Origin of the sequence: Escherichia sp. E2748, from assembly GCF_005781125.1 — a bacterium.
In the GTDB taxonomy this organism is placed as follows: Bacteria; Pseudomonadota; Gammaproteobacteria; order Enterobacterales; family Enterobacteriaceae; genus Escherichia.
Genome location: NZ_VATP01000001.1, coordinates 56,754 through 77,772 on the forward strand (window position 1 = coordinate 56,754; position 21,019 = coordinate 77,772).

General features: G+C 54.0%; 25 protein-coding genes. 19 read left to right on the forward strand and 6 right to left on the reverse strand.

Annotated elements, in window-relative coordinates; all coding sequences use genetic code 11:
* Positions 1-3: 3 nt before the first annotated feature.
* The 16 genes from eutP (at position 4) to eutR (ending at position 14,647) form a co-directional block, all read left to right on the forward strand.
* Positions 4-483, forward strand: a complete 480-nt coding sequence (gene eutP, locus FEK42_RS00225) for an ethanolamine utilization acetate kinase EutP (RefSeq protein ID WP_000820782.1) — start codon at positions 4-6, stop codon at positions 481-483.
* The gene (gene eutQ / locus FEK42_RS00230) at positions 458-1,159 is read left to right on the forward strand and encodes an ethanolamine utilization acetate kinase EutQ (RefSeq protein ID WP_047668824.1); all 702 of its coding nucleotides are present in this window, start codon (positions 458-460) and stop codon (positions 1,157-1,159) included. The genes eutP and eutQ overlap by 26 nt, the downstream gene beginning before the upstream one ends.
* Entirely contained in the window at positions 1,156-1,959 is an 804-nt protein-coding gene (gene eutT, locus FEK42_RS00235; RefSeq protein WP_023281406.1) for an ethanolamine utilization cob(I)yrinic acid a,c-diamide adenosyltransferase EutT, read from the forward strand. The genes eutQ and eutT overlap by 4 nt, the downstream gene beginning before the upstream one ends.
* Positions 1,956-2,972 carry a phosphate acetyltransferase gene (gene pta / locus FEK42_RS00240; RefSeq protein ID WP_000582977.1) on the forward strand — a complete coding sequence of 339 codons (1,017 nt, stop codon included), beginning with the start codon at positions 1,956-1,958 and terminating at the stop codon, positions 2,970-2,972. The genes eutT and pta overlap by 4 nt, the downstream gene beginning before the upstream one ends.
* Positions 2,973-3,010: 38 nt before the next feature.
* On the forward strand, positions 3,011-3,304 hold the full coding sequence (gene eutM, locus FEK42_RS00245; RefSeq protein ID WP_000387713.1) for an ethanolamine utilization microcompartment protein EutM: 294 nt from the start codon (positions 3,011-3,013) through the stop codon (positions 3,302-3,304).
* 106 nt (positions 3,305-3,410) lie between these two features.
* Positions 3,411-3,698 (forward strand): ethanolamine utilization microcompartment protein EutN, encoded by a 288-nt coding sequence (gene eutN / locus FEK42_RS00250; RefSeq protein WP_000762196.1) that lies wholly within the window; start codon positions 3,411-3,413, stop codon positions 3,696-3,698.
* An 11-nt stretch (positions 3,699-3,709) separates the two neighbouring features.
* The gene (locus FEK42_RS00255) at positions 3,710-5,113 is read left to right on the forward strand and encodes an aldehyde dehydrogenase family protein (RefSeq protein ID WP_001075662.1); all 1,404 of its coding nucleotides are present in this window, start codon (positions 3,710-3,712) and stop codon (positions 5,111-5,113) included.
* Positions 5,114-5,123: 10 nt separating this feature from the next.
* Complete coding sequence (gene eutJ, locus FEK42_RS00260; protein WP_135492880.1) at positions 5,124-5,960, forward strand: ethanolamine utilization protein EutJ; 837 nt, start codon at positions 5,124-5,126, stop codon at positions 5,958-5,960.
* Positions 5,950-7,137 (forward strand): ethanolamine utilization ethanol dehydrogenase EutG, encoded by a 1,188-nt coding sequence (eutG, locus tag FEK42_RS00265; RefSeq protein WP_135492879.1) that lies wholly within the window; start codon positions 5,950-5,952, stop codon positions 7,135-7,137. The genes eutJ and eutG overlap by 11 nt, the downstream gene beginning before the upstream one ends.
* 316 nt (positions 7,138-7,453) lie before the next feature.
* Positions 7,454-8,680 carry an ethanolamine utilization protein EutH gene (gene eutH / locus FEK42_RS00270; protein WP_000512386.1) on the forward strand — a complete coding sequence of 409 codons (1,227 nt, stop codon included), beginning with the start codon at positions 7,454-7,456 and terminating at the stop codon, positions 8,678-8,680.
* On the forward strand, positions 8,677-10,080 hold the full coding sequence (gene eutA / locus FEK42_RS00275; RefSeq protein WP_096843166.1) for an ethanolamine ammonia-lyase reactivating factor EutA: 1,404 nt from the start codon (positions 8,677-8,679) through the stop codon (positions 10,078-10,080). Before eutH ends, eutA begins: the two co-directional genes overlap by 4 nt.
* Positions 10,081-10,091: 11 nt before the next feature.
* On the forward strand, positions 10,092-11,453 hold the full coding sequence (gene eutB / locus FEK42_RS00280) for an ethanolamine ammonia-lyase subunit alpha (protein WP_000769975.1): 1,362 nt from the start codon (positions 10,092-10,094) through the stop codon (positions 11,451-11,453).
* Between the two features lie 20 nt (positions 11,454-11,473).
* On the forward strand, positions 11,474-12,361 hold the full coding sequence (gene eutC, locus FEK42_RS00285) for an ethanolamine ammonia-lyase subunit beta (RefSeq protein ID WP_135492878.1): 888 nt from the start codon (positions 11,474-11,476) through the stop codon (positions 12,359-12,361).
* A 9-nt stretch (positions 12,362-12,370) separates the two neighbouring features.
* Positions 12,371-13,030: an ethanolamine utilization microcompartment protein EutL gene (eutL, locus tag FEK42_RS00290; RefSeq protein ID WP_001111027.1), complete on the forward strand. Its 660-nt coding sequence runs from the start codon at positions 12,371-12,373 to the stop codon at positions 13,028-13,030.
* A 12-nt stretch (positions 13,031-13,042) separates the two neighbouring features.
* Positions 13,043-13,543: an ethanolamine utilization microcompartment protein EutK gene (eutK, locus tag FEK42_RS00295; protein WP_130207402.1), complete on the forward strand. Its 501-nt coding sequence runs from the start codon at positions 13,043-13,045 to the stop codon at positions 13,541-13,543.
* A gap of 45 nt (positions 13,544-13,588) precedes the next feature.
* Positions 13,589-14,647, forward strand: a complete 1,059-nt coding sequence (gene eutR / locus FEK42_RS00300) for an HTH-type transcriptional regulator EutR (protein WP_138211696.1) — start codon at positions 13,589-13,591, stop codon at positions 14,645-14,647.
* Between the two features lie 70 nt (positions 14,648-14,717).
* On the opposite strand, the gene FEK42_RS00305 is transcribed toward eutR, so the two are convergent.
* The 6 genes from FEK42_RS00305 to amiA all read right to left on the reverse strand — a co-directional run bounded on the left by FEK42_RS00305 (position 14,718) and on the right by amiA (position 19,119).
* Positions 14,718-15,035 (reverse strand): hypothetical protein, encoded by a 318-nt coding sequence (locus FEK42_RS00305; RefSeq protein WP_135492877.1) that lies wholly within the window; start codon positions 15,033-15,035, stop codon positions 14,718-14,720.
* 40 nt (positions 15,036-15,075) lie between these two features.
* Positions 15,076-16,338: a DUF1963 domain-containing protein gene (locus tag FEK42_RS00310; protein WP_135492876.1), complete on the reverse strand. Its 1,263-nt coding sequence runs from the start codon at positions 16,336-16,338 to the stop codon at positions 15,076-15,078.
* A gap of 95 nt (positions 16,339-16,433) precedes the next feature.
* A complete protein-coding gene (locus FEK42_RS00315) occupies positions 16,434-16,949 on the reverse strand; it encodes an N-acetyltransferase (protein WP_135492875.1) in 516 nt (171 codons plus the stop codon).
* Positions 16,933-17,226 carry a DUF1778 domain-containing protein gene (locus FEK42_RS00320; RefSeq protein WP_131162085.1) on the reverse strand — a complete coding sequence of 98 codons (294 nt, stop codon included), beginning with the start codon at positions 17,224-17,226 and terminating at the stop codon, positions 16,933-16,935. The genes FEK42_RS00315 and FEK42_RS00320 overlap by 17 nt, the downstream gene beginning before the upstream one ends.
* Before the next feature lie 120 nt (positions 17,227-17,346).
* The gene (hemF, locus tag FEK42_RS00325) at positions 17,347-18,246 is read right to left on the reverse strand and encodes an oxygen-dependent coproporphyrinogen oxidase (RefSeq protein ID WP_131162084.1); all 900 of its coding nucleotides are present in this window, start codon (positions 18,244-18,246) and stop codon (positions 17,347-17,349) included.
* A 3-nt stretch (positions 18,247-18,249) separates the two neighbouring features.
* Positions 18,250-19,119, reverse strand: coding sequence for an N-acetylmuramoyl-L-alanine amidase AmiA (gene amiA / locus FEK42_RS00330; RefSeq protein WP_130207396.1), 870 nt, complete (start codon positions 19,117-19,119; stop codon positions 18,250-18,252).
* 213 nt (positions 19,120-19,332) lie between these two features.
* Here amiA and FEK42_RS00335 point away from each other — a divergent pair, with 213 nt between their 5' ends.
* From FEK42_RS00335 to FEK42_RS00345, 3 genes are all read left to right on the forward strand, one after another.
* Positions 19,333-19,758: a GNAT family acetyltransferase gene (locus FEK42_RS00335; protein WP_000406000.1), complete on the forward strand. Its 426-nt coding sequence runs from the start codon at positions 19,333-19,335 to the stop codon at positions 19,756-19,758.
* Complete coding sequence (locus FEK42_RS00340; protein WP_130207394.1) at positions 19,745-20,194, forward strand: DUF2919 domain-containing protein; 450 nt, start codon at positions 19,745-19,747, stop codon at positions 20,192-20,194. Before FEK42_RS00335 ends, FEK42_RS00340 begins: the two co-directional genes overlap by 14 nt.
* Positions 20,195-20,400: 206 nt before the next feature.
* Entirely contained in the window at positions 20,401-20,973 is a 573-nt protein-coding gene (locus FEK42_RS00345) for an RpoE-regulated lipoprotein (protein WP_135491696.1), read from the forward strand.
* Positions 20,974-21,019: the final 46 nt, after the last annotated feature.

The window sequence follows — 21,019 nt, forward strand, 5'->3', positions numbered from 1 at the left end:
TTCATGAAACGAATTGCGTTTGTGGGTACCGTCGGGGCAGGAAAAACAACGTTATTTAATGCGTTGCAGGGGAATTATACCCTCGCCAGAAAAACACAGGCCGTGGAATTTAATGATAAGGGCGATATTGATACGCCGGGTGAATATTTTAGCCATCCCCGCTGGTATCACGCCTTAATTACCACGCTACAGGATGTGGACATGCTGATCTATGTCCACGGCGCGAATGACCCGGAAAGTCGGTTGCCTGCCGGGTTGCTGGATATTGGCGTCAGCAAACGGCAAATCGCCGTCATCAGTAAAACGGACATGCCAGATGCTGACGTCGCCGCAACGCGAAAGTTATTGCTTGAGACGGGTTTCGAAGAGCCGATTTTCGAGCTAAACAGCCACGACCCGCAAAGCGTGCAGCAACTGGTGGATTATCTGGCATCTCTCACCAAACAGGAGGAAGCAGGTGAAAAAACTCATCACAGCGAATGATATTCGTGAAGCACACGCGCGCGGCGAACAGGCAATGTCCGTGGTTCTGCGCGCCAGCATTATTACCCCGGAAGCCCGTGAAGTGGCGGATCTACTGGGTTTTACCATCACCGAATGTGATGAATCGATCCCGGTAACGGCGTCCGTGCCCGCCAGCGTGCCAGCCGATAAAACCGAAAGCCAGCGCATCCGCGAAACCATTATCGCCCAGCTGCCGGAAGGCCAGTTTACCGAAAGCCTGGTCGCGCAGCTGATGGAAAAAGTGATGAAGGAAAAACAGTCGCTGGAGCAGGGCGCAATGCAGCCGAGCTTCAAATCGGTGACCGGCAAAGGCGGTATCAAAGTGATTGATGGCAGCAGCGTCAAGTTTGGTCGCTTTGATGGCGCAGAGCCGCATTGCGTGGGCTTGACTGATCTTGTGACCGGAGACGACGGCAGCAGCATGGCTGCCGGTTTTATGCAGTGGGACAACGCCTTCTTCCCGTGGACCCTGAACTACGACGAAATCGACATGGTGCTGGAAGGGGAGCTGCATGTTCGCCACGAAGGCGAAACCATGATCGCCAAAGCGGGTGACGTGATGTTTATCCCGAAAGGCTCCAGCATCGAATTTGGTACGACATCCAGCGTGAAATTCCTGTATGTCGCCTGGCCGGCTAACTGGCAATCCCTATGAAAGATTTCATCACCGAAGCATGGCTAAGAGCGAACCATACGCTCAGCGAAGGCGCAGAGATCCATCTTCCTGCGCACAGTCGCCTGACGCCCTCTGCCCGGGAGTTACTGGAAAGCCGCCATCTGCGCATCAAGTTTATTGACGAGCAGGGCAGCCTGTTTGTTGACGATGAACAGCAGCAGCCACAGCCCGTTCACGGGCTGACCAGTAGCGATGAACATCCGCAGGCGTGCTGCGAACTGTGCCGCCAGCCGGTGGCAAAAAAGCCGGATACGCTGACTCACCTGTCGGCGGAAAAAATGGTCGCCAAAAGCGATCCGCGTCTGGGTTTTCGCGCGGTTCTCGACAGCACCATTGCGCTGGCAGTGTGGCTGCAAATTGAACTGGCGGAACCGTGGCAGCCGTGGCTGGCGGATATCCGTTCGCGTCTTGGCAACATTATGCGTGCCGATGCGCTGGGGGAACCGCTGGGCTGCCAAGCGATTGTCGGGCTTTCTGACGAAGATCTGCATCGGCTTTCTCATCAGCCGCTGCGCTATCTCGACCACGATCATCTGGTGCCGGAAGCCAGCCACGGGCGCGATGCGGCGTTGCTCAATCTGCTACGCACCAAAGTGCGGGAAACCGAAACCGTAGCGGCGCAGGTGTTTATCACCCGCAGCTTTGAAGTATTACGCCCGGACATCTTGCAGGCGCTGAACCGCCTTTCGAGCACTGTCTACGTGATGATGATCCTGAGCGTAACGAAGCAGCCGCTAACGGTGAAGCAGATCCAACAACGACTGGGGGAAACGCAATGATTATTGAACGTTGTCGTGAACTGGCGTTGCGAGCGCCCGCCAGAGTGGTTTTTCCGGATGCGTTAGATCAACGTGTGCTGAAAGCTGCGCAATATTTACATCAACAAGGTCTGGCAACGCCCATTCTGGTCGCCAATCCGTTTGAACTTCGTCAGTTTGCGCTCAGTCATGGCGTAGCGATGGACGGGCTACAGGTTATTGATCCGCATGGCAACCTCGCAATGCGGGAAGAATTTGCTCATCGCTGGCTGGCCCGCGCGGGCGAAAAAACGCCGCCGGATGCGCTGGAAAAACTTACCGATCCGCTGATGTTCGCCGCAGCAATGGTCAGCGCCGGTAAAGCGGATGTCTGTATCGCGGGCAACCTCTCTTCCACGGCGAATGTGCTGCGTGCCGGATTACGCATTATCGGCTTGCAGCCAGGCTGTAAAACGCTCTCTTCCATTTTCCTGATGTTGCCACAGTACAGCGGCCCGGCGTTGGGCTTTGCCGATTGCAGCGTGGTGCCACAGCCGACGGCGGCGCAACTGGCGGATATCGCGCTTGCCAGTGCCGAAACCTGGCGCGCCATCACCGGAGAAGAGCCGCGCGTGGCGATGCTGTCGTTTTCCAGTAACGGTAGCGCCCGTCACCCCTGCGTTGCCAACGTCCAGCAGGCGACAGAAATCGTCCGTGAGCGCGCACCAAAGCTGGTGGTTGATGGCGAGTTACAGTTTGACGCCGCCTTCGTGCCGGAAGTGGCGGCGCAAAAAGCGCCTGCCAGCCCGCTACAGGGCAAAGCCAATGTGATGGTTTTTCCGTCGCTGGAAGCCGGAAATATTGGCTACAAAATCGCACAACGACTTGGCGGATATCGTGCCGTCGGGCCATTGATACAAGGACTTGCCGCGCCGATGCACGATCTCTCTCGTGGTTGTAGCGTGCAGGAAATTATCGAGCTGGCGCTGGTGGCAGCTGTGCCGCGTCAGACAGAAGTGAACCGCGAAAGCAGTTTACAAACACTGGTTGAATGAACGGTCCCGTTCTGGACCCTGATAAAGAGGAAAGCACAATGGAAGCATTAGGAATGATCGAAACCCGGGGCCTGGTTGCACTGATTGAGGCTTCTGACGCGATGGTGAAAGCTGCGCGCGTCAAGCTGGTTGGTGTTAAGCAGATTGGCGGCGGCCTGTGTACTGCCATGGTTCGTGGTGATGTTGCAGCCTGTAAAGCGGCGACCGATGCCGGTGCCGCAGCGGCACAGCGTATCGGCGAGCTGGTATCTGTACACGTTATCCCGCGTCCGCACGGCGACCTGGAAGAAGTCTTCCCGATCGGCCTGAAAGGCGATAGCAGCAACCTGTAATCACCCTGTGTGACGTCGATTCGGGCGTCACGCTCTCTCCTTTTTCATTTTACCTTCTGCGGAGGGTAGGGGGAGCTTTTACCTGAAATACGCCACGGAGGCGGGTATGAAACTGGCAGTCGTCACTGGACAAATTGTTTGTACCGTACGCCATCACGGACTGGCGCATGACAAATTGCTGATGGTGGAAATGATTGATCCACAAGGTAATCCTGACGGGCAATGCGCCGTCGCCATCGACAATATTGGCGCGGGAACCGGGGAGTGGGTGTTGCTGGTGAGTGGCAGTTCCGCCCGCCAGGCGCATAAAAGCGAAACGTCACCGGTCGATCTGTGCGTGATTGGCATCGTCGATGAGGTGGTGTCTGGCGGTCAGGTAATTTTCCACAAATAAGGCAGAACATCATGAATCAACAGGATATTGAACAGGTGGTGAAAGCGGTACTGCTGAAAATGCAAAGCAGTGACACGCCGCCCGCCGCCGTTCATGAGATGGGCGTTTTCGCGTCCCTGGATGACGCTGTTGCGGCAGCCAAAATTGCCCAGCAAGGGTTAAAGAGCGTGGCAATGCGCCAGTTAGCCATTGCTGCCATTCGTGAAGCAGGCGAAAAACACGCCAGAGATTTAGCGGAACTTGCCGTCAGTGAAACTGGCATGGGCCGCGTCGAAGATAAATTTGCCAAAAACGTTGCTCAGGCGCGCGGCACACCGGGCGTTGAGTGCCTCTCACCACAGGTGCTGACCGGCGACAACGGCCTGACCTTAATTGAAAACGCGCCCTGGGGCGTAGTGGCTTCGGTAACGCCGTCCACTAACCCGGCGGCAACCGTAATTAACAACGCCATCAGCCTGATTGCCGCGGGCAACAGCGTCATTTTTGCCCCGCATCCGGCGGCGAAAAAAGTCTCCCAGCGGGCGATCACGCTGCTCAACCAGGCGATTGTTGCCGCAGGCGGGCCGGAAAACTTACTGGTTACTGTGGCCAATCCGGATATCGAAACCGCGCAACGCTTGTTCAAGTTTCCGGGCATCGGCCTTTTGGTGGTGACCGGCGGCGAAGCGGTAGTAGAAGCGGCGCGTAAACACACCAATAAACGTCTGATTGCCGCAGGCGCTGGCAACCCGCCGGTAGTGGTGGATGAAACCGCTGACCTCGCCCGTGCTGCTCAGTCCATCGTTAAAGGCGCGTCTTTCGATAACAACATCATTTGTGCCGACGAAAAGGTACTGATTGTTGTTGATAGCGTAGCCGATGAACTGATGCGTCTGATGGAAGGCCAGCACGCGGTGAAACTGACCGCAGAGCAGGCGCAGCAATTGCAACCGGTGTTGCTGAAAAATATCGACGAGCGCGGAAAAGGTACTGTCAGCCGTGACTGGGTTGGTCGCGATGCGGCGAAAATCGCGGCGGCAATCGGCCTTAAAGTTCCGGAACAAACGCGACTGCTGTTTGTGGAAACCACTGCAGAACATCCGTTTGCCGTGACTGAACTGATGATGCCGGTGCTGCCCGTCGTGCGCGTCGCCAACGTGGCGGATGCCATTGCGCTGGCGGTGAAACTGGAAGGCGGTTGCCACCACACGGCGGCAATGCACTCGCGCAATATTGAGAACATGAACCAGATGGCGAACGCTATTGATACCAGCATTTTCGTTAAGAACGGACCGTGCATTGCCGGGCTGGGGCTGGGCGGGGAAGGCTGGACCACCATGACCATCACCACGCCAACCGGTGAAGGGGTAACCAGCGCGCGGACGTTTGTCCGTCTGCGTCGCTGTGTATTAGTCGATGCGTTTCGCATTGTTTAAGGAGTAACCGATGGCGCACGACGAACAATGGCTCACCCCACGTCTGCAAACAGCGGCAACGCTGTGTAACCAGACGCCTGCCGTGACGGAATCCCCGCTGTGGCTGGGGGTGGATCTGGGCACCTGCGATGTGGTGTCGATGGTTGTCGACCGCGACGGTCAGCCGGTGGCGGTATGCCTCGACTGGGCCGATGTGGTTCGCGACGGCATCGTCTGGGATTTCTTCGGCGCGGTCACCATTGTTCGTCGCCATCTCGACACTCTTGAGCAGCAATTCGGTCTTCGTTTTAGCCATGCGGCGACTTCATTTCCTCCAGGTACGGACCCGCGTATTTCCATCAACGTGCTGGAATCTGCTGGGCTGGAAGTGAGCCATGTGCTGGATGAGCCAACCGCAGTCGCGGATCTGCTGCAACTGGACAACGCCGGTGTAGTGGATATCGGCGGCGGCACTACCGGCATTGCCATCGTGAAAAAGGGCAAGGTGACGTACTCGGCGGATGAAGCGACTGGCGGACATCACATCTCTCTGACTCTCGCCGGAAATCGTCGTATTCCGCTGGAAGAGGCAGAGCAGTACAAGCGCGGTCACGGTGACGAGATTTGGCCCGCGGTGAAACCGGTGTACGAAAAAATGGCGGACATTGTCGCCCGGCATATTGAAGGGCAGAGCATTACTGATTTATGGCTTGCGGGCGGCTCCTGTATGCAACCGGGCGTGGCGGAACTGTTTCGCAAACAATTCCCGGCGTTACAGGTGCATCTACCGCAGCACAGTTTGTTTATGACCCCGCTGGCGATCGCCAGTAGTGGGCGAGAGAAAGCGGAGGGGCTATATGCAAAATGAATTGCAGGCCGCGCTCTTTCAGGCGTTCGATACCCTGAATCTGCAACGGGTAAAAACATTTAGCGTTCCACCGGTGACGCTTTGCGGTCCGGGCGCGGTGAGTAGTTGCGGGCAGCAAGCGCAAACGCGTGGGCTGAAACATCTGTTCGTGATGGCAGACAGCTTTTTGCATCAGGCGGGGATGACAGCCGGGCTGACGCGCAGCCTGGCTGTTAAAGGCATCGCCATGACGCTCTGGCCATGTCCGGTGGGCGAACCGTGCATCACCGACGTGTGTGCAGCCGTGGCACAGTTGCGTGAATCAGGTTGTGACGGAGTGATCGCGTTTGGCGGCGGCTCGGTGCTGGATGCGGCGAAAGCCGTGGCGTTGCTGGTGACAAACCCGGATAGCACTCTGGCAGAAATGTCAGAAACCAGCGTTCTGCAATCGCGCTTGCCGCTGATTGCCATTCCGACTACCGCCGGAACCGGCTCTGAAACCACCAACGTAACGGTGATTATCGATGCGGTGAGCGGGCGTAAGCAGGTGTTAGCCCATGCCTCGCTGATGCCGGATGTGGCGATTCTCGACGCCGCACTGACCGAAGGTGTGCCGTCGCATGTCACGGCGATGACTGGCATTGATGCGTTAACCCATGCCATTGAAGCGTACAGCGCGCTGAACGCCACACCGTTTACCGACAGTCTGGCGATTGGTGCCATTGCGATGATTGGCAAATCGCTGCCGAAAGCGGTGGGCTACGGTCATGACCTTGCCGCGCGCGAGAGCATGTTACTGGCTTCATGTATGGCGGGAATGGCGTTTTCCAGTGCGGGGCTTGGGTTATGCCACGCGATGGCGCATCAGCCAGGGGCGGCGCTGCATATTCCACACGGTCTGGCGAACGCCATGTTGCTGCCAACGGTGATGGAATTTAACCGGATGGTTTGTCGTGATCGGTTTAGTCAGATTGGTCGGGCACTGCGAACTAAAAAATCCGACGATCGTGACGCTATTAACGCGGTAAGTGAGTTGATTGCGGAAGTCGGGATCAACAAGCGGCTGGCTGACGTGGGTGCAACAACCGGACATTACCGCGCATGGGCGCAGGCCGCGCTGGAAGATATTTGTCTGCGCAGCAACCCGCGTACCGCCAGCCTGGAACAGATTGTCGGCCTGTACGCAGCGGCGCAATAAATGCCGGATGCGACGCATGTCGCGTCTTATCCGGCCTACGGGATTGCACATGTAGAGCGGATAAAGCGTTCACTCCGCATCCGCCAGTGGCGCGGTGCAATTGCCGGATGCGACGCTTGCCGCGTCTTATCCGGCCTACGGGATTGCACATGTAGGGCGGATAAGGCGTTCACGCCGCATCCGCCAGTGGCGCGGTGCAATTGCCGGATGCGACGCTTGCCGCGTCTGATCCGGCCTTCGGGATTGCACATGTAGGGCGGATAAGGCGTTTACGCCGCATCCGCCAATAAATAACAACTAACAGGGAGTAAAGGCGATGGGAATTAACGAAATCATCATGTACATCATGATGTTCTTTATGCTGATAGCTGCCGTAGACAGGATCCTGTCGCAGTTCGGCGGTTCTGCTCGTTTCCTCGGTAAGTTCGGTAAAAGTATCGAAGGATCAGGCGGTCAGTTCGAAGAAGGCTTTATGGCAATGGGCGCTCTGGGTCTGGCGATGGTCGGTATGACCGCGCTGGCACCGGTACTGGCTCACGTACTCGGGCCGGTAATTATCCCGGTTTACGAAATGCTCGGCGCAAACCCGTCAATGTTCGCCGGAACGCTGCTGGCGTGCGATATGGGCGGCTTCTTCCTCGCCAAAGAGCTGGCGGGCGGCGACGTAGCAGCGTGGCTATACTCTGGGTTAATTCTCGGGTCGATGATGGGGCCAACGATTGTGTTTTCCATTCCGGTGGCGCTCGGCATTATCGAACCTTCTGACCGTCGTTATCTGGCGCTCGGCGTGCTGGCGGGCATTGTGACCATTCCGATTGGCTGTATTGCTGGTGGTCTGGTGGCTATGTATTCCGGCGTGCAAATCAACGGTCAGCCAGTGGAATTCACCTTCGCCCTGATCCTGATGAACATGATCCCGGTACTTATCGTCGCGGTACTGGTGGCGCTGGGGCTGAAATTCATCCCGGAAAAAATGATCAACGGCTTCCAGATCTTCGCCAAATTCCTCGTTGCATTGATCACCCTCGGTCTTGCCGCTGCGGTAGTGAAATTCCTCCTTGGCTGGGAACTGATCCCCGGTCTGGACCCTATCTTTATGGCTCCTGGCGATAAACCCGGTGAAGTGATGCGCGCCATTGAAGTTATCGGTTCTATCTCCTGCGTGCTGTTAGGGGCGTATCCAATGGTGCTGCTGCTGACTCGCTGGTTTGAAAAACCGCTGATGAGCGTCGGTAAAGTACTGAATATGAACAACATCGCGGCAGCCGGCATGGTGGCAACGCTTGCCAACAACATCCCGATGTTTGGCATGATGAAGCAGATGGATACCCGCGGCAAAGTCATCAACTGCGCCTTCGCCGTTTCCGCTGCTTTCGCCCTGGGCGACCACTTAGGCTTCGCCGCTGCCAACATGAACGCCATGATCTTCCCGATGATTGTCGGCAAGTTGATCGGCGGCGTAACGGCAATTGGCGTGGCGATGATGCTGGTACCAAAAGAAGACGCGACTGCGGCTAAAACCGAAGCGGAGGCGCAATCGTGAACACTCGCCAGCTACTGAGCGTCGGTATCGATATCGGCACCACCACCACCCAGGTGATTTTCTCCCACCTGGAGCTGGTTAACCGTGCGGCGGTGTCGCAGGTGCCGCGCTACGAATTCATCAAACGCGAAATTAGCTGGCAAAGTCCGGTGTTCTTTACCCCTGTCGATAAACAGGGCGGTTTAAAAGAAGCGGAGCTGAAAACTTTAATCCTCGAGCAATATCAGGCTGCGGGCATTGCGCCGGAAAGCGTTGATTCTGGTGCCATCATCATTACTGGCGAAAGCGCAAAAACCCGCAATGCCCGTCCGGCGGTGATGACGCTCTCCCAGTCGCTGGGGGATTTTGTGGTCGCCAGCGCGGGACCGCATCTCGAATCGGTGATTGCGGGTCACGGTGCCGGGGCGCAAACCCTCTCTGAACAACGGCTGTGTCGGGTACTGAATATCGATATCGGCGGCGGCACGGCGAACTACGCCCTGTTCGATGCCGGAAAAATCAGCGGTACTGCCTGCCTCAACGTTGGCGGTCGCCTGCTGGAAACCGACAGCCAGGGACGCGTGGTTTACGCCCATAAACCGGGGCAGATGATTGTGGATGAGTGTTTCGGCGCAGGCACTGACGCCCGTTCGCTGACTGGCGCGCAGCTGGTGCAGGTTACCCGGCGGATGGCGGAACTGATTGTCGAAGTGATTGACGGAACGCTCTCGCCGCTCGCGCAGGCATTGATGCAAACCGGTTTACTGCCCGCAGGTGTTACGCCCGAAATCATTACGCTTTCTGGCGGCGTGGGCGAATGTTATCGCCACCAGCCCGCCGATCCGTTCTGTTTTGCCGATATTGGCCCGCTTCTGGCAACGGCGCTGCATGACCATCCGCGTCTGCGTGAGATGAACGTGCAGTTTCCGGCGCAAACCGTGCGCGCCACGGTGATTGGCGCGGGCGCACATACTCTTTCGCTCTCTGGCAGCACAATCTGGCTGGAGGGCGTACAACTGCCGCTGCGTAATTTGCCGGTGGCGATCCCAATTGATGAAACGGATCTGGTGAGTGCCTGGCAACAGGCGCTGATTCAGCTGGATCTTGATCCCAAAACTGACGCGTACGTGCTGGCGCTTCCCGCCTCGCTGCCTGTGCGTTACGCCGCGGTACTGACGGTCATCAACGCGCTGGTCGATTTCGTCGCGCGTTTTCCGAATCCGCATCCCCTGCTGGTGGTGGCCGGGCAGGACTTTGGTAAAGCTCTGGGCATGTTGTTGCGCCCACAGCTACAACAACTCCCGTTGGCAGTCATTGACGAAGTGATTGTCCGCGCGGGGGACTATATCGACATTGGTACGCCTCTTTTTGGCGGATCGGTTGTGCCGGTGACGGTGAAATCACTCGCATTTCCTTCCTGAGGGAACGACTTATGAAACTAAAGACCACATTGTTCGGCAATGTATATCAGTTTAAGGATGTAAAAGAGGTGCTGGCAAAAGCCAACGAACTGCGTTCGGGGGATGTGCTGGCGGGCGTTGCAGCGGCAAGCTCACAGGAGCGCGTGGCGGCAAAGCAGGTGTTGTCGGAAATGACCGTAGCGGACATCCGCAATAATCCGGTGATTGCCTATGAAGATGACTGCGTCACGCGGCTGATTCAGGACGACGTTAACGAAACGGCCTACAACCAGATTAAAAACTGGAGCATCAGCGAACTGCGTGAGTATGTGCTGAGCGATGAAACCAGCGTGGACGACATTGCCTTTACCCGCAAAGGGCTGACCTCGGAAGTGGTCGCGGCGGTAGCGAAGATTTGCTCCAACGCGGACCTGATCTACGGCGCGAAGAAAATGCCGGTTATCAAAAAGGCCAATACCACCATCGGTATTCCGGGCACCTTTAGCGCCCGTTTGCAGCCGAACGATACCCGTGACGACGTGCAAAGTATCGCCGCGCAAATCTACGAAGGGCTTTCCTTCGGGGTGGGCGATGCGGTGATCGGCGTTAACCCAGTGACTGACGACGTGGAAAACTTAAGCCGCGTGTTGGATACCATCTATGGCGTGATCGACAAATACAACATTCCGACCCAGGGCTGCGTGCTGGCGCACGTCACTACCCAGATTGAAGCGATTCGTCGCGGCGCGCCGGGCGGGCTGATTTTCCAGAGTATTTGCGGCAGCGAAAAAGGGCTGAAAGAGTTTGGCGTGGAACTGGCGATGCTCGATGAAGCGCGCGCAGTGGGCGCGGAGTTCAACCGTATCGCCGGGGAAAACTGCCTCTACTTCGAAACCGGACAAGGTTCTGCGCTGTCCGCAGGTGCTAACTTCGGCGCTGACCAGGTGACGATGGAAGCGCGTAACTATGGGCTGGCGCGTCATTACGATCCGTTTATCGTCAACACCGTGGTCGGCTTTATTGGGCCGGAGTATCTCTACAACGACCGCCAGATTATTCGTGCGGGCTTAGAAGATCACTTTATGGGCAAGCTGAGCGGCATCTCTATGGGCTGTGACTGCTGCTACACCAACCACGCTGACGCTGACCAGAACCTCAACGAAAACCTGATGATCCTGCTCGCCACCGCAGGCTGCAACTACATCATGGGGATGCCGCTGGGCGATGACATCATGCTCAACTACCAGACCACGGCGTTCCACGATACCGCCACTGTGCGTCAGTTACTCAACCTGCGTCCGTCACCGGAGTTTGAACGCTGGCTGGAAAGCATGGGCATTATGGCAAACGGTCGCCTGACCAAACGGGCGGGCGATCCGTCACTGTTCTTCTGATGACGCGGAGATAACACATCATGGATCAAAAACAGATTGAAGAAATTGTACGCAGCGTGATGGCGTCAATGGGACAAGCGGCCCCCGCGCCGTCAGAAGCAAAGTGCGCCACCACCACCTGTGCGACACCAGTGACCTCGGAAAGCTGTGTGCTGGATTTAGGTTCCGCTGAAGCGAAGGCGTGGATTGGCGTTGAAAATCCGCATCGCGCAGACGTATTAACAGAACTGCGCCGCAGCACCGTGGCCCGCGTTTGTACCGGTCGTGCTGGTCCGCGTCCGCGTACCCAGGCGCTGCTGCGTTTCCTGGCCGATCACTCTCGTTCGAAAGATACCGTACTGAAAGAAGTCCCGGAAGAGTGGGTGAAAGCGCAGGGCTTGCTGGAAGTGCGCTCTGAAATTAGCGACAAAAATCTCTACCTGACTCGCCCGGATATGGGTCGCCGCCTGTGTGCAGAAGCGGTTGAAGCCCTGAAATCACAGTGTGTCGCCAGTCCGGACGTACAGGTCGTTATTTCTGATGGTCTGTCTACTGACGCGATCACCGTGAACTATGAAGAGATCCTGCCACCGCTGATGGCGGGCCTGAAACAGGCTGGTTTGAAAGTCGGCACGCCGTTCTTTGTGCGTTACGGTCGCGTGAAAATTGAAGATCAGATCGGTGAGATCCTCGGCGCGAAAGTGGTGATCCTGCTGGTGGGCGAACGCCCGGGGTTAGGGCAGTCAGAAAGTCTCTCCTGCTACGCCGTTTACTCGCCGCGTATGGCGACCACCGTTGAGGCCGATCGCACCTGTATCTCTAACATTCACCAGGGCGGCACGCCGCCAGTTGAAGCCGCAGCAGTTATTGTGGATTTGGCGAAACGTATGCTGGAGCAGAAAGCATCCGGCATCAACATGACCCGATAAGGAGGCATTATGCCAGCTTTAGATTTGATTCGACCGTCGGTCACCGCCATGCGGGTGATTGCCTCCGTTAACGCCGATTTTGCGCGTGAGCTGAAATTGCCGCCGCATATTCGTAGCCTTGGGCTGATTTCCGCCGACTCCGATGACGTAACCTACATTGCCGCTGATGAAGCGACCAAACAGGCGATGGTGGAAGTGGTGTATGGCCGCTCGCTGTATGCAGGAGCCGCACACGGCCCGTCACCGACTGCCGGTGAAGTGCTGATTATGCTGGGCGGGCCAAACCCGGCGGAAGTGCGTGCTGGTCTGGATGCAATGGTTGCGCATATTGAAAACGGTGCGGCCTTCCAGTGGGCCAACGATGCGCAAGATACGGCATTCCTTGCACATGTGGTTTCGCGTACTGGTTCTTATCTCTCTTCCACTGCGGGTATTACGCTTGGCGATCCGATGGCGTATCTGGTGGCGCCGCCGCTGGAAGCGACTTATGGCATTGATGCAGCCCTGAAATCTGCCGACGTGCAACTGGTGACTTATGTCCCGCCGCCGTCAGAAACCAACTATTCCGCCGCATTCTTAACGGGAAGCCAGGCGGCGTGTAAAGCGGCCTGTAATGCCTTTACCGATGCAGTGCTGGAAATCGCGCGGAATCCAATCCAGCGTGCGTAACGGAGGTTGCCGATGATCAATGCACTGGGATTGCTGGAAGTGGACGGCATGGTCGCAGCAATCGATGCGGCGGATGCGATGCTGAAAGCGGCCAACGTACGTCTGCTCAGTCATGAAGTACTTGACCCTGGTAGGTTGACGCTGGTGGTGGAAGGCGATCTGGCGGCGTGTCGTGCGGCGCTGGACGCAGGTTGTGCTGCTGCGATGCGTACCGGGCGCGTCATTAGCCGCAAGGAGATCGGTCGGCCAGACGATGACACCCAGTGGCTGGTTACTGGCTTTAACCGCCAGCCGAAGCAAGCTGTAAAGGAACCCTGCGTGCCAGCTATCGTTGCGGAATCTGCTGACGAGTTGTTGGCGCTGTTAACATCAGTACGTCAGGGAATGACGGCAGGAGAAGTGGCTGCCCACTTTGGCTGGCCGTTGGAAAAAGCCAGAAATGCGCTCGAACAGCTCTTTTCTGCCGGGACGTTGCGTAAACGCAGTAGCCGTTATCGTCTCAAGCCCCATTAATCTGTCGGAGGTGCCGGGTGTCATATAACACCCGGCATTAACATCATGAAAAAGCCCCGTACAGCTAATTTGCACCATCTTTATCATGAACCCTTATCTGAAAACCTGAAGCTTACGCCGAAGGTCGAAGTGGATAATGTTCATCAACGACAGACAACGGATGTCTATGAACATGCTTTGACGATTACCGCCTGGCAGCAGATTTACGATCAGCTGCATCCGGGCAAGTTTCATGGTGAATTTACGGAAATTCTGCTTGATGATATTCAGGTTTTCCGTGAATACACTGGTCTGGCACTGCGTCAGTCGTGCCTGGTCTGGCCGAACTCTTTCTGGTTTGGTATTCCGGCGACACGCGGCGAACAGGGATTTATCGGCTCACAATGCCTGGGAAGCGCGGAAATTGCCACGCGCCCTGGCGGCACCGAGTTTGAGCTGAGTACACCGGATGATTATACGATCCTTGGCGTAGTGCTTTCTGAAGATGTCATTACCCGGCAGGCTAACTTTTTGCATAACCCGGAAAGGGTGCTGCATATGTTACGTAACCAGTCGGCGCTGGAAGTGAAAGAGCAGCATAAAGCCGCGCTGTGGGGCTTTGTCCAACAGGCGCTGGCGACATTTTGCGAGAGCCCGGAGAATCTTCATCAGCCTGAGGTGCGTAAAGTGCTGGGGGATAATTTGCTGATGGCGATGGGGGCGATGCTGGAAGAAGCGCAACCAATGGTGACAGCGGAAAGTATTAGTCATCAGAGTTACCGACGTTTGCTTTCCCGCGCCCGTGAATATGTGCTGGAAAACATGTCCGAACCGGTAACCGTACTGGACTTGTGTAATCAACTGCACGTCAGCCGCCGCACGCTACAAAACGCATTTCACGCTATTTTGGGCATTGGCCCGAATGCGTGGCTAAAACGCATTCGCCTGAACGCCGTGCGCCGTGAACTGATTAGTCCGTGGTCGCAAAGTATGACGGTAAAAGACGCCGCCATGCAGTGGGGATTCTGGCATCTGGGGCAATTTGCCACGGATTATCAGCAACTGTTTGCCGAGAAGCCGTCACTGACACTGCATCAGCGGATGCAGGAGTTGGGGGGCGGTTGAGGGCCGGATGGGGAGGGTGTTTAATCCGGCCAATAGTGAAGTTATCAATTACATTGAGTTGCTTTGTTTTTTATTGCCCGACGGGATATGCGATAAACAAACCGATAATTGTCAAAATACATGCCAACAGGAATATCAAAATACGATTTACGCGCTTTCGCGAAATTCCAAATAAATAGCAAAATAGTGTTGTTACCACGATCACTACCGGAATAGTCATAAAATTAATAACGATGAGTGCTATCAATCCAAAACTTGCTCCTCCACCGTGGGGAATAAAAATGTGTTCTTCAAAATAAACTTCCATAGCAAATGCCAGCACGCACCCCAGAAAACTCATATCCAGATGAGGGTGCCATTTACTTTCTTGATGTGATGTGTCTGACATTTTTAAATGCTCCCGTGAGCAAACTGGCGCAAATTAATTCCTACGATTGTTGATAAGACGTCGCTGTTGTCCGGCACTCCGGGCAGATAAACGCGTAAATTATCCCTTCGCCGTATTGTTCAATATCGGCATAATCCAGTTGCGCAAGAAACGTCATTGAGCGGGAGCATTCCGGGCAGAGAGGATATTTCGCGTCCTGAATCCAGGTTGGATGCCCACCAAGTTGCGAGAAAGAGACAGGTAAAAATGGGTCTGCGGCGAATAATGGTGGCCGAAGGTTTCCTCGTCTCATGCTGTTTACAGGTAGCCGACGCCATTCAGATACATCATCCGGCAGCCAGGCTGGCGGGATATTTTTTGCAGACAAATGAGCGTTACCTCGTGAGTCCATGTAACCGAAAATGGTGCTGTAGGCGGTGCAACATTCACAAGTCACGACGCGAAACCTACCGTTATTGCTAAGACCCGTTGCCTTCAGGTCAACGTCGAAAAGATTTGTCAGTGGCAATGCGCAATTTGGACAGGTATCGCTGCGTTCATCAACAACACGCAAAGCTTCGCAATACCCGGTGTTTTTCATCTCCAGATGAAAACAGTGAGGAAAATAGAGATTACGCCTTTGCCCTTCAGTGGTTAGCTCCCAACCGGCCTCATGCGCATATTCTTCAGGCGCGATGTAAAGTGAACTGCGCCACGGCGGCGGGCTATTGCGCCAGTGGGCAAAACGTTCGACAACAATGTCATCCCCGATCCATGCCAGACATTGCAGAATACAATTTCTGTTGTCTGCATCAACCTCAACCCGTTCTAACAGCGTATCGCGAACGTCCGTGGGGGCACGGTGAAAAGGCATGTAAGAATCACTGTCCAAATCATCGTAAGAGATCCATTCTCTGAAATACGCATCCAGATTCGCCTGGGTAAACGCCGCCAGACAAAGACAAATCTCCTGAGCGAGCTTATATTCACCAGATGCAAAGCGGTCTGTGGCGTAATCAGCCATCTGCTGCGCTTGATCGGCGGTCAGTTGTTGATACAGGGCATCGGTGGGAACGGGGCAGGGAGTCCACTCGATTAACGCATCGAATTTTCGCGGTTGGTGAACTAATTTCAGCATGGCAACCGGATCGCTTAATCCTGCAAACGCATTCACGATCTTTTTGTTTTTCCTGATATATTCATCGTGTTCACGTCGTTGTTGGGCCTGAACACAGGGCATGCAAAACCCACCGGTGCGCGCTGCGGTTTGTGGCAGAATGGTCGATGTACACGCGGGGCTTTTACAGGAAATACGATCAGTCATTGGGGCGCTCCTTGCCTGAAGATAATAAATTGAAAGATAAGGTTATTAGAAGTCACATATATAGTTCATTCGCCGCCGTTAATAACGTACTTTGTTTATAACAATATACTGACTGTTTCAATACACGTTTTAATCGGCAGCCACATTTCTGTACGTGATGTATCATCACAATCAGCTTTTAAGAATCCATATTGTTCGTAAAAAGGCATCACTTTGGGGGGGAGTGGATCTACGAACAGCCCAATAGCTGAAATTTGCTCGGCAACTAATACAGTTCTATAGATGGCATCAATAAGTAATTTTTCTCCCAAACGCTCGCCCTGATTTAAACAATCGACCGCGAGCCTTGCCAGTTTTACCGCATTAAGAGGATGAGGATAGTTTTTATATTCTCTGCAAACAGGAGGAATAATAACAGAATATCCTGATAAAGTATGATAACCAATGATATTTGTGGGGGCTGATTTTCGGCAGGCCACATAGGTCTTTGCTATATGTTTGACTATTTTCTGCCGGGCTTGCTGTTGTAAAAACTGATTGAATTCGTGATTCCCACAGTCAAAAAGTTTCCGATTATGCTGCTGAGTTATCTCTTCAATTATCACGGACATTCACTACATCCTTGTAGTTTTGCGCTGCTTTTAGCAGTTTTTGATTAGGTCTTTGTGGATTCTCAAGGGCAGCAACCAGTGCATCTGCTCCTGCCATAGATAAATGCAACGCTTCAGTACGTTCAATGACGTTGCGTGCTTTATCCACAGCAGATTCAATAAGAAATTGTGACACAGTTGAACCACAATAATCTGCAGCTCTTTGAATCATTTCCTGTATTTCTAAAGATGTTCTGGCAACCAGGCGAGTGTCTTTTCGTTCGATGTTCTTAGCCATAATAATACCTCAATGTTAGTGATGACTAACAATTATGGTGTCACTATGGCACACAAATTAAACAGGGGCAATTTCAAATCACAAACAGAGAATTATGATTTTTCTTTTATTTTCATGATGTTACACCCAATCCCTGACCTTAATAAACTCACTCAACGCCGCTTCCGGGCTGCCTGCTTCTGGCTGATAATCATACTCCCAGCGTACCAGTGGCGGCATCGACATCAGAATAGACTCGGTGCGCCCGCCGGTTTGTAAGCCAAACAGCGTCCCGCGATCCCATACCAGGTTGAACTCGACATAGCGCCCGCGGCGGTACAACTGGAAATTGCGCTCGCGTTCGCCGTATTCCATTGCTTTACGCCGTTCAACAATCGGTAAGTAAGCGTCGGTGTAGCCTTTGCCTACCGCCTGCATAAAGGCAAAACAGTGGTCGAAATCTGGCGTGTTCAGATCATCAAAGAACAGCCCGCCAATGCCGCGCTGTTCGTTGCGATGTTTGAGGTAGAAGTAATCGTCGCACCACTTTTTGTAACGGGGATAAACGTCTTCACCAAATGGCAGGCACAGGTCACGGGCGGTGCGATGCCAGTGAATGGCGTCTTCTTCAAAACCATAGAATGGAGTTAAGTCGAAGCCGCCGCCAAACCACCAGACGGGATCGGCACCCGGTTTTTCGGCAATAAAAAACCGCACATTCGCGTGGCTGGTGGGAACGTACGGATTATGCGGATGCACTACCAGCGATACGCCCATCGCCTCGAAACTGCGCCCGGCAAGTTCCGGGCGATGAGCGGTCGCGGAAGCGGGCATCGCGTTGCCGTGGACGTGAGAAAAGTTGACGCCCGCCTGTTCGAAAACACCACCATTACGCAACACCCGACTACGCCCGCCGCCACCAGCTTCACGTTGCCAGCTATCTTCGACAAACTCTGCGCCATCTACGGCGGCCAGTTGCTGGCAAATTGTATCCTGAAGGTCGAGGAGGAACTGTCTAACCTGGTGTGCGTCGGGTTTCATCACTTACCGCTTTTTCGAGTGTGCTTTCTGGTTATCAAACCAGTGGAAATAACTGATCACGCCTTCAGCAATCGCTGTGGCGATTTTCTGACGAAACGCCGCCGTGCCTAATAGCCGTTCTTCTTCCGGGTTGGTGATAAACGAAGTTTCCACCAGCACCGAAGGAACCGACGGTGATTTCAACACCACAAATGCCGCTTGTTCGGTGTTGCGGCTGTGCAGTTTATGCACCGGCTTAATCTTCTTCAGAATATGCGAGCCGAGCGTCAGACTATTTTTAATGGTATCTGTTTGCACCAGATCAAACAGCACTTGTTGCAATAGGTGATCCCTGTCGGTCGCCTTTTTCCCGGCAACTTCATCAGCACGGTTTTCGCGTTCCGACAAATATTTTGCCATCGCGCTACTTGCGCCACGGTTAGAGAGGGCAAAGACCGATGCACCAGCGGCTTTCGGGTTGGTAAAGCCGTCGGCGTGAATTGACATAAACAGGTCAGCGCCATGTTTATGGGCGATTTCAACGCGATCGTACAGTGGAATAAAGGTATCGCCAGAACGCGTCAGCCGCGCATCAATGCCATGATTGCGCAAAATTGAACGGACGTTTTTGGCGATTGCCAGCACCACGTGTTTTTCTTTTGACCCGTTGCGGCCAATCGCACCGGTATCAATCCCGCCGTGACCCGGATCGAGAACGACTATCCGCTTGCCCCCAGCTTTTTTGGCTTTCGGCTTAGTGTGTCCGTTGCTGGTTTTTAAAGGTTCTTCTTTGGCGATGGCTTGTGACATTCCTGACAACGTCAGGGCAGCCAATCCGGCTTTCAGCACCTGGCGGCGCGAAGTGAGTGTTTTTAGTGGTTTAAAAGTGCTCATACGGCCTGAGTTGTAATAATGAAGTTCCAGATGTTATATCGTATCGCGTAATCCGTTACGACGGTTTGCTGGTGAGAATTGTTTTACTTTTCATTTCAATAAATGACAACGCGTCATTATGCCACTTTTTCAACCGATTTTCGTCAGATATTGGCTAATTCGGTCGTTCACGCCATAATCACCCTTTTAACCCCCAAAAAGGTAACTCATACCATGGAGATACGCGTATTTCGCCAGGAAGATTTCGAAGAGGTCATCACCCTTTGGGAGCGTTGCGACTTGCTGCGTCCGTGGAACGATCCGGAAATGGACATCGAACGCAAGATGAACCATGACGTCAGTTTGTTCCTGGTCGCGGAAGTGAATGGTGAAGTGGTGGGAACGGTGATGGGCGGTTATGACGGGCATCGTGGGTCTGCTTATTATCTTGGCGTGCATCCGGAGTTTCGCGGGCGCGGCATTGCTAACGCCTTGCTTAATCGGCTGGAGAAAAAGCTGATTGCCCGCGGTTGCCCGAAAATTCAGATCAACGTGCCGGAAGACAATGACATGGTGCTCGGAATGTACGAACGCCTGGGATACGAACACGCTGATGTGCTGAGTCTGGGTAAGCGTTTGATTGAAGATGAAGAGTACTGAGTTTCATCCTGTCCATTATGATGCGCACGGACGCCTGCGTTTACCTTTTCTCTTCTGGCTTGTGCTACTGCTTCAGGCGCGAACCTGGGTGCTGTTTGTGATTGCCGGTGCGTCGCGTGAGCAGGGTACTGCGCTGCTGAATCTGTTTTATCCCGATCATGATAATTTCTGGCTGGGGTTAATTCCCGGCATTCCAGCAGTGCTGGCGTTTTTGCTGAGTGGTCGGCGGGCTACGTTTCCCCGTATCTGGCATGGGCTCTATTTTCTGTTGCTGTTGGCGCAAGTGGTTTTACTTTGCTGGCAACCGTGGCTGTGGCTGAACGGTGAATCGGTTAGCGGAATCGGTCTGGCGCTGGTAGTGGCGGATATTGTGGCGTTAATCTGGCTGCTGACTAATCGACGTTTACGCGCTTGTTTTAATGAAGAAAAAGAATAACGCAGAGGTGCGCTTTGTTTATGCCGGATGCGGCGTGAACGCCTTATCCGGCCTACAAAACATCGAAAATTCAAGATATTGCAGGAAAAAGCAGGCCTGATAAGCGTAGCGCATCAGGCAATTTTGTGTTTGTCATCTACCTCTAACGGCACTTTTTTGCAAATTTGCACTCCAAGCAACGTTATTGAATAACCAAAGGAAGTGAGATGAAATCGCTGCGTTTAATGTTATGCGCTATGCCGTTGATGCTGACCGGCTGTTCCACTATGTCGTCAGTTAACTGGTCTGCCGCTAATCCGTGGAACTGGTTTGGTTCATCTACCAAAGTGAGCGAGCAGGGCGTGGGTGAATTAACGGCGTCCACACCATTACAAGAACAAGCTATTGCCGATGCGCTTGATGGTGATTATCGCCTGCGCAGCGGAATGAAAACCGCTAACGGTAATGTAGTGCGCTTTTTTGAAGTGATGAAAGGCGACAGCGTGGCGATGGTCATCAATGGTGATCAAGGTACAATCAGCCGCATTGACGTTTCAGACAGCAATATTCCTGCGGACTCCGGTGTTAAAATCGGTACACCGTTTAGCGACCTTTACAGCAAAGCATTTGGCAATTGCCAAAAAGCAGATGGTGATGATCGTGCTGTCGAATGTAAAGCTGAAGGCAGTCAACATATTAGCTACCAGTTCAGCGGTGAATGGAGTGGTCCTGAAGGGTTAATGCCTTCGGACGATACCTTGAAAAACTGGAAAGTCAGTAAAATTATCTGGCGACGTTAATTTGCGTCTGAGCAAACCGCGAATCACAAAAAACACGTAAAATAGC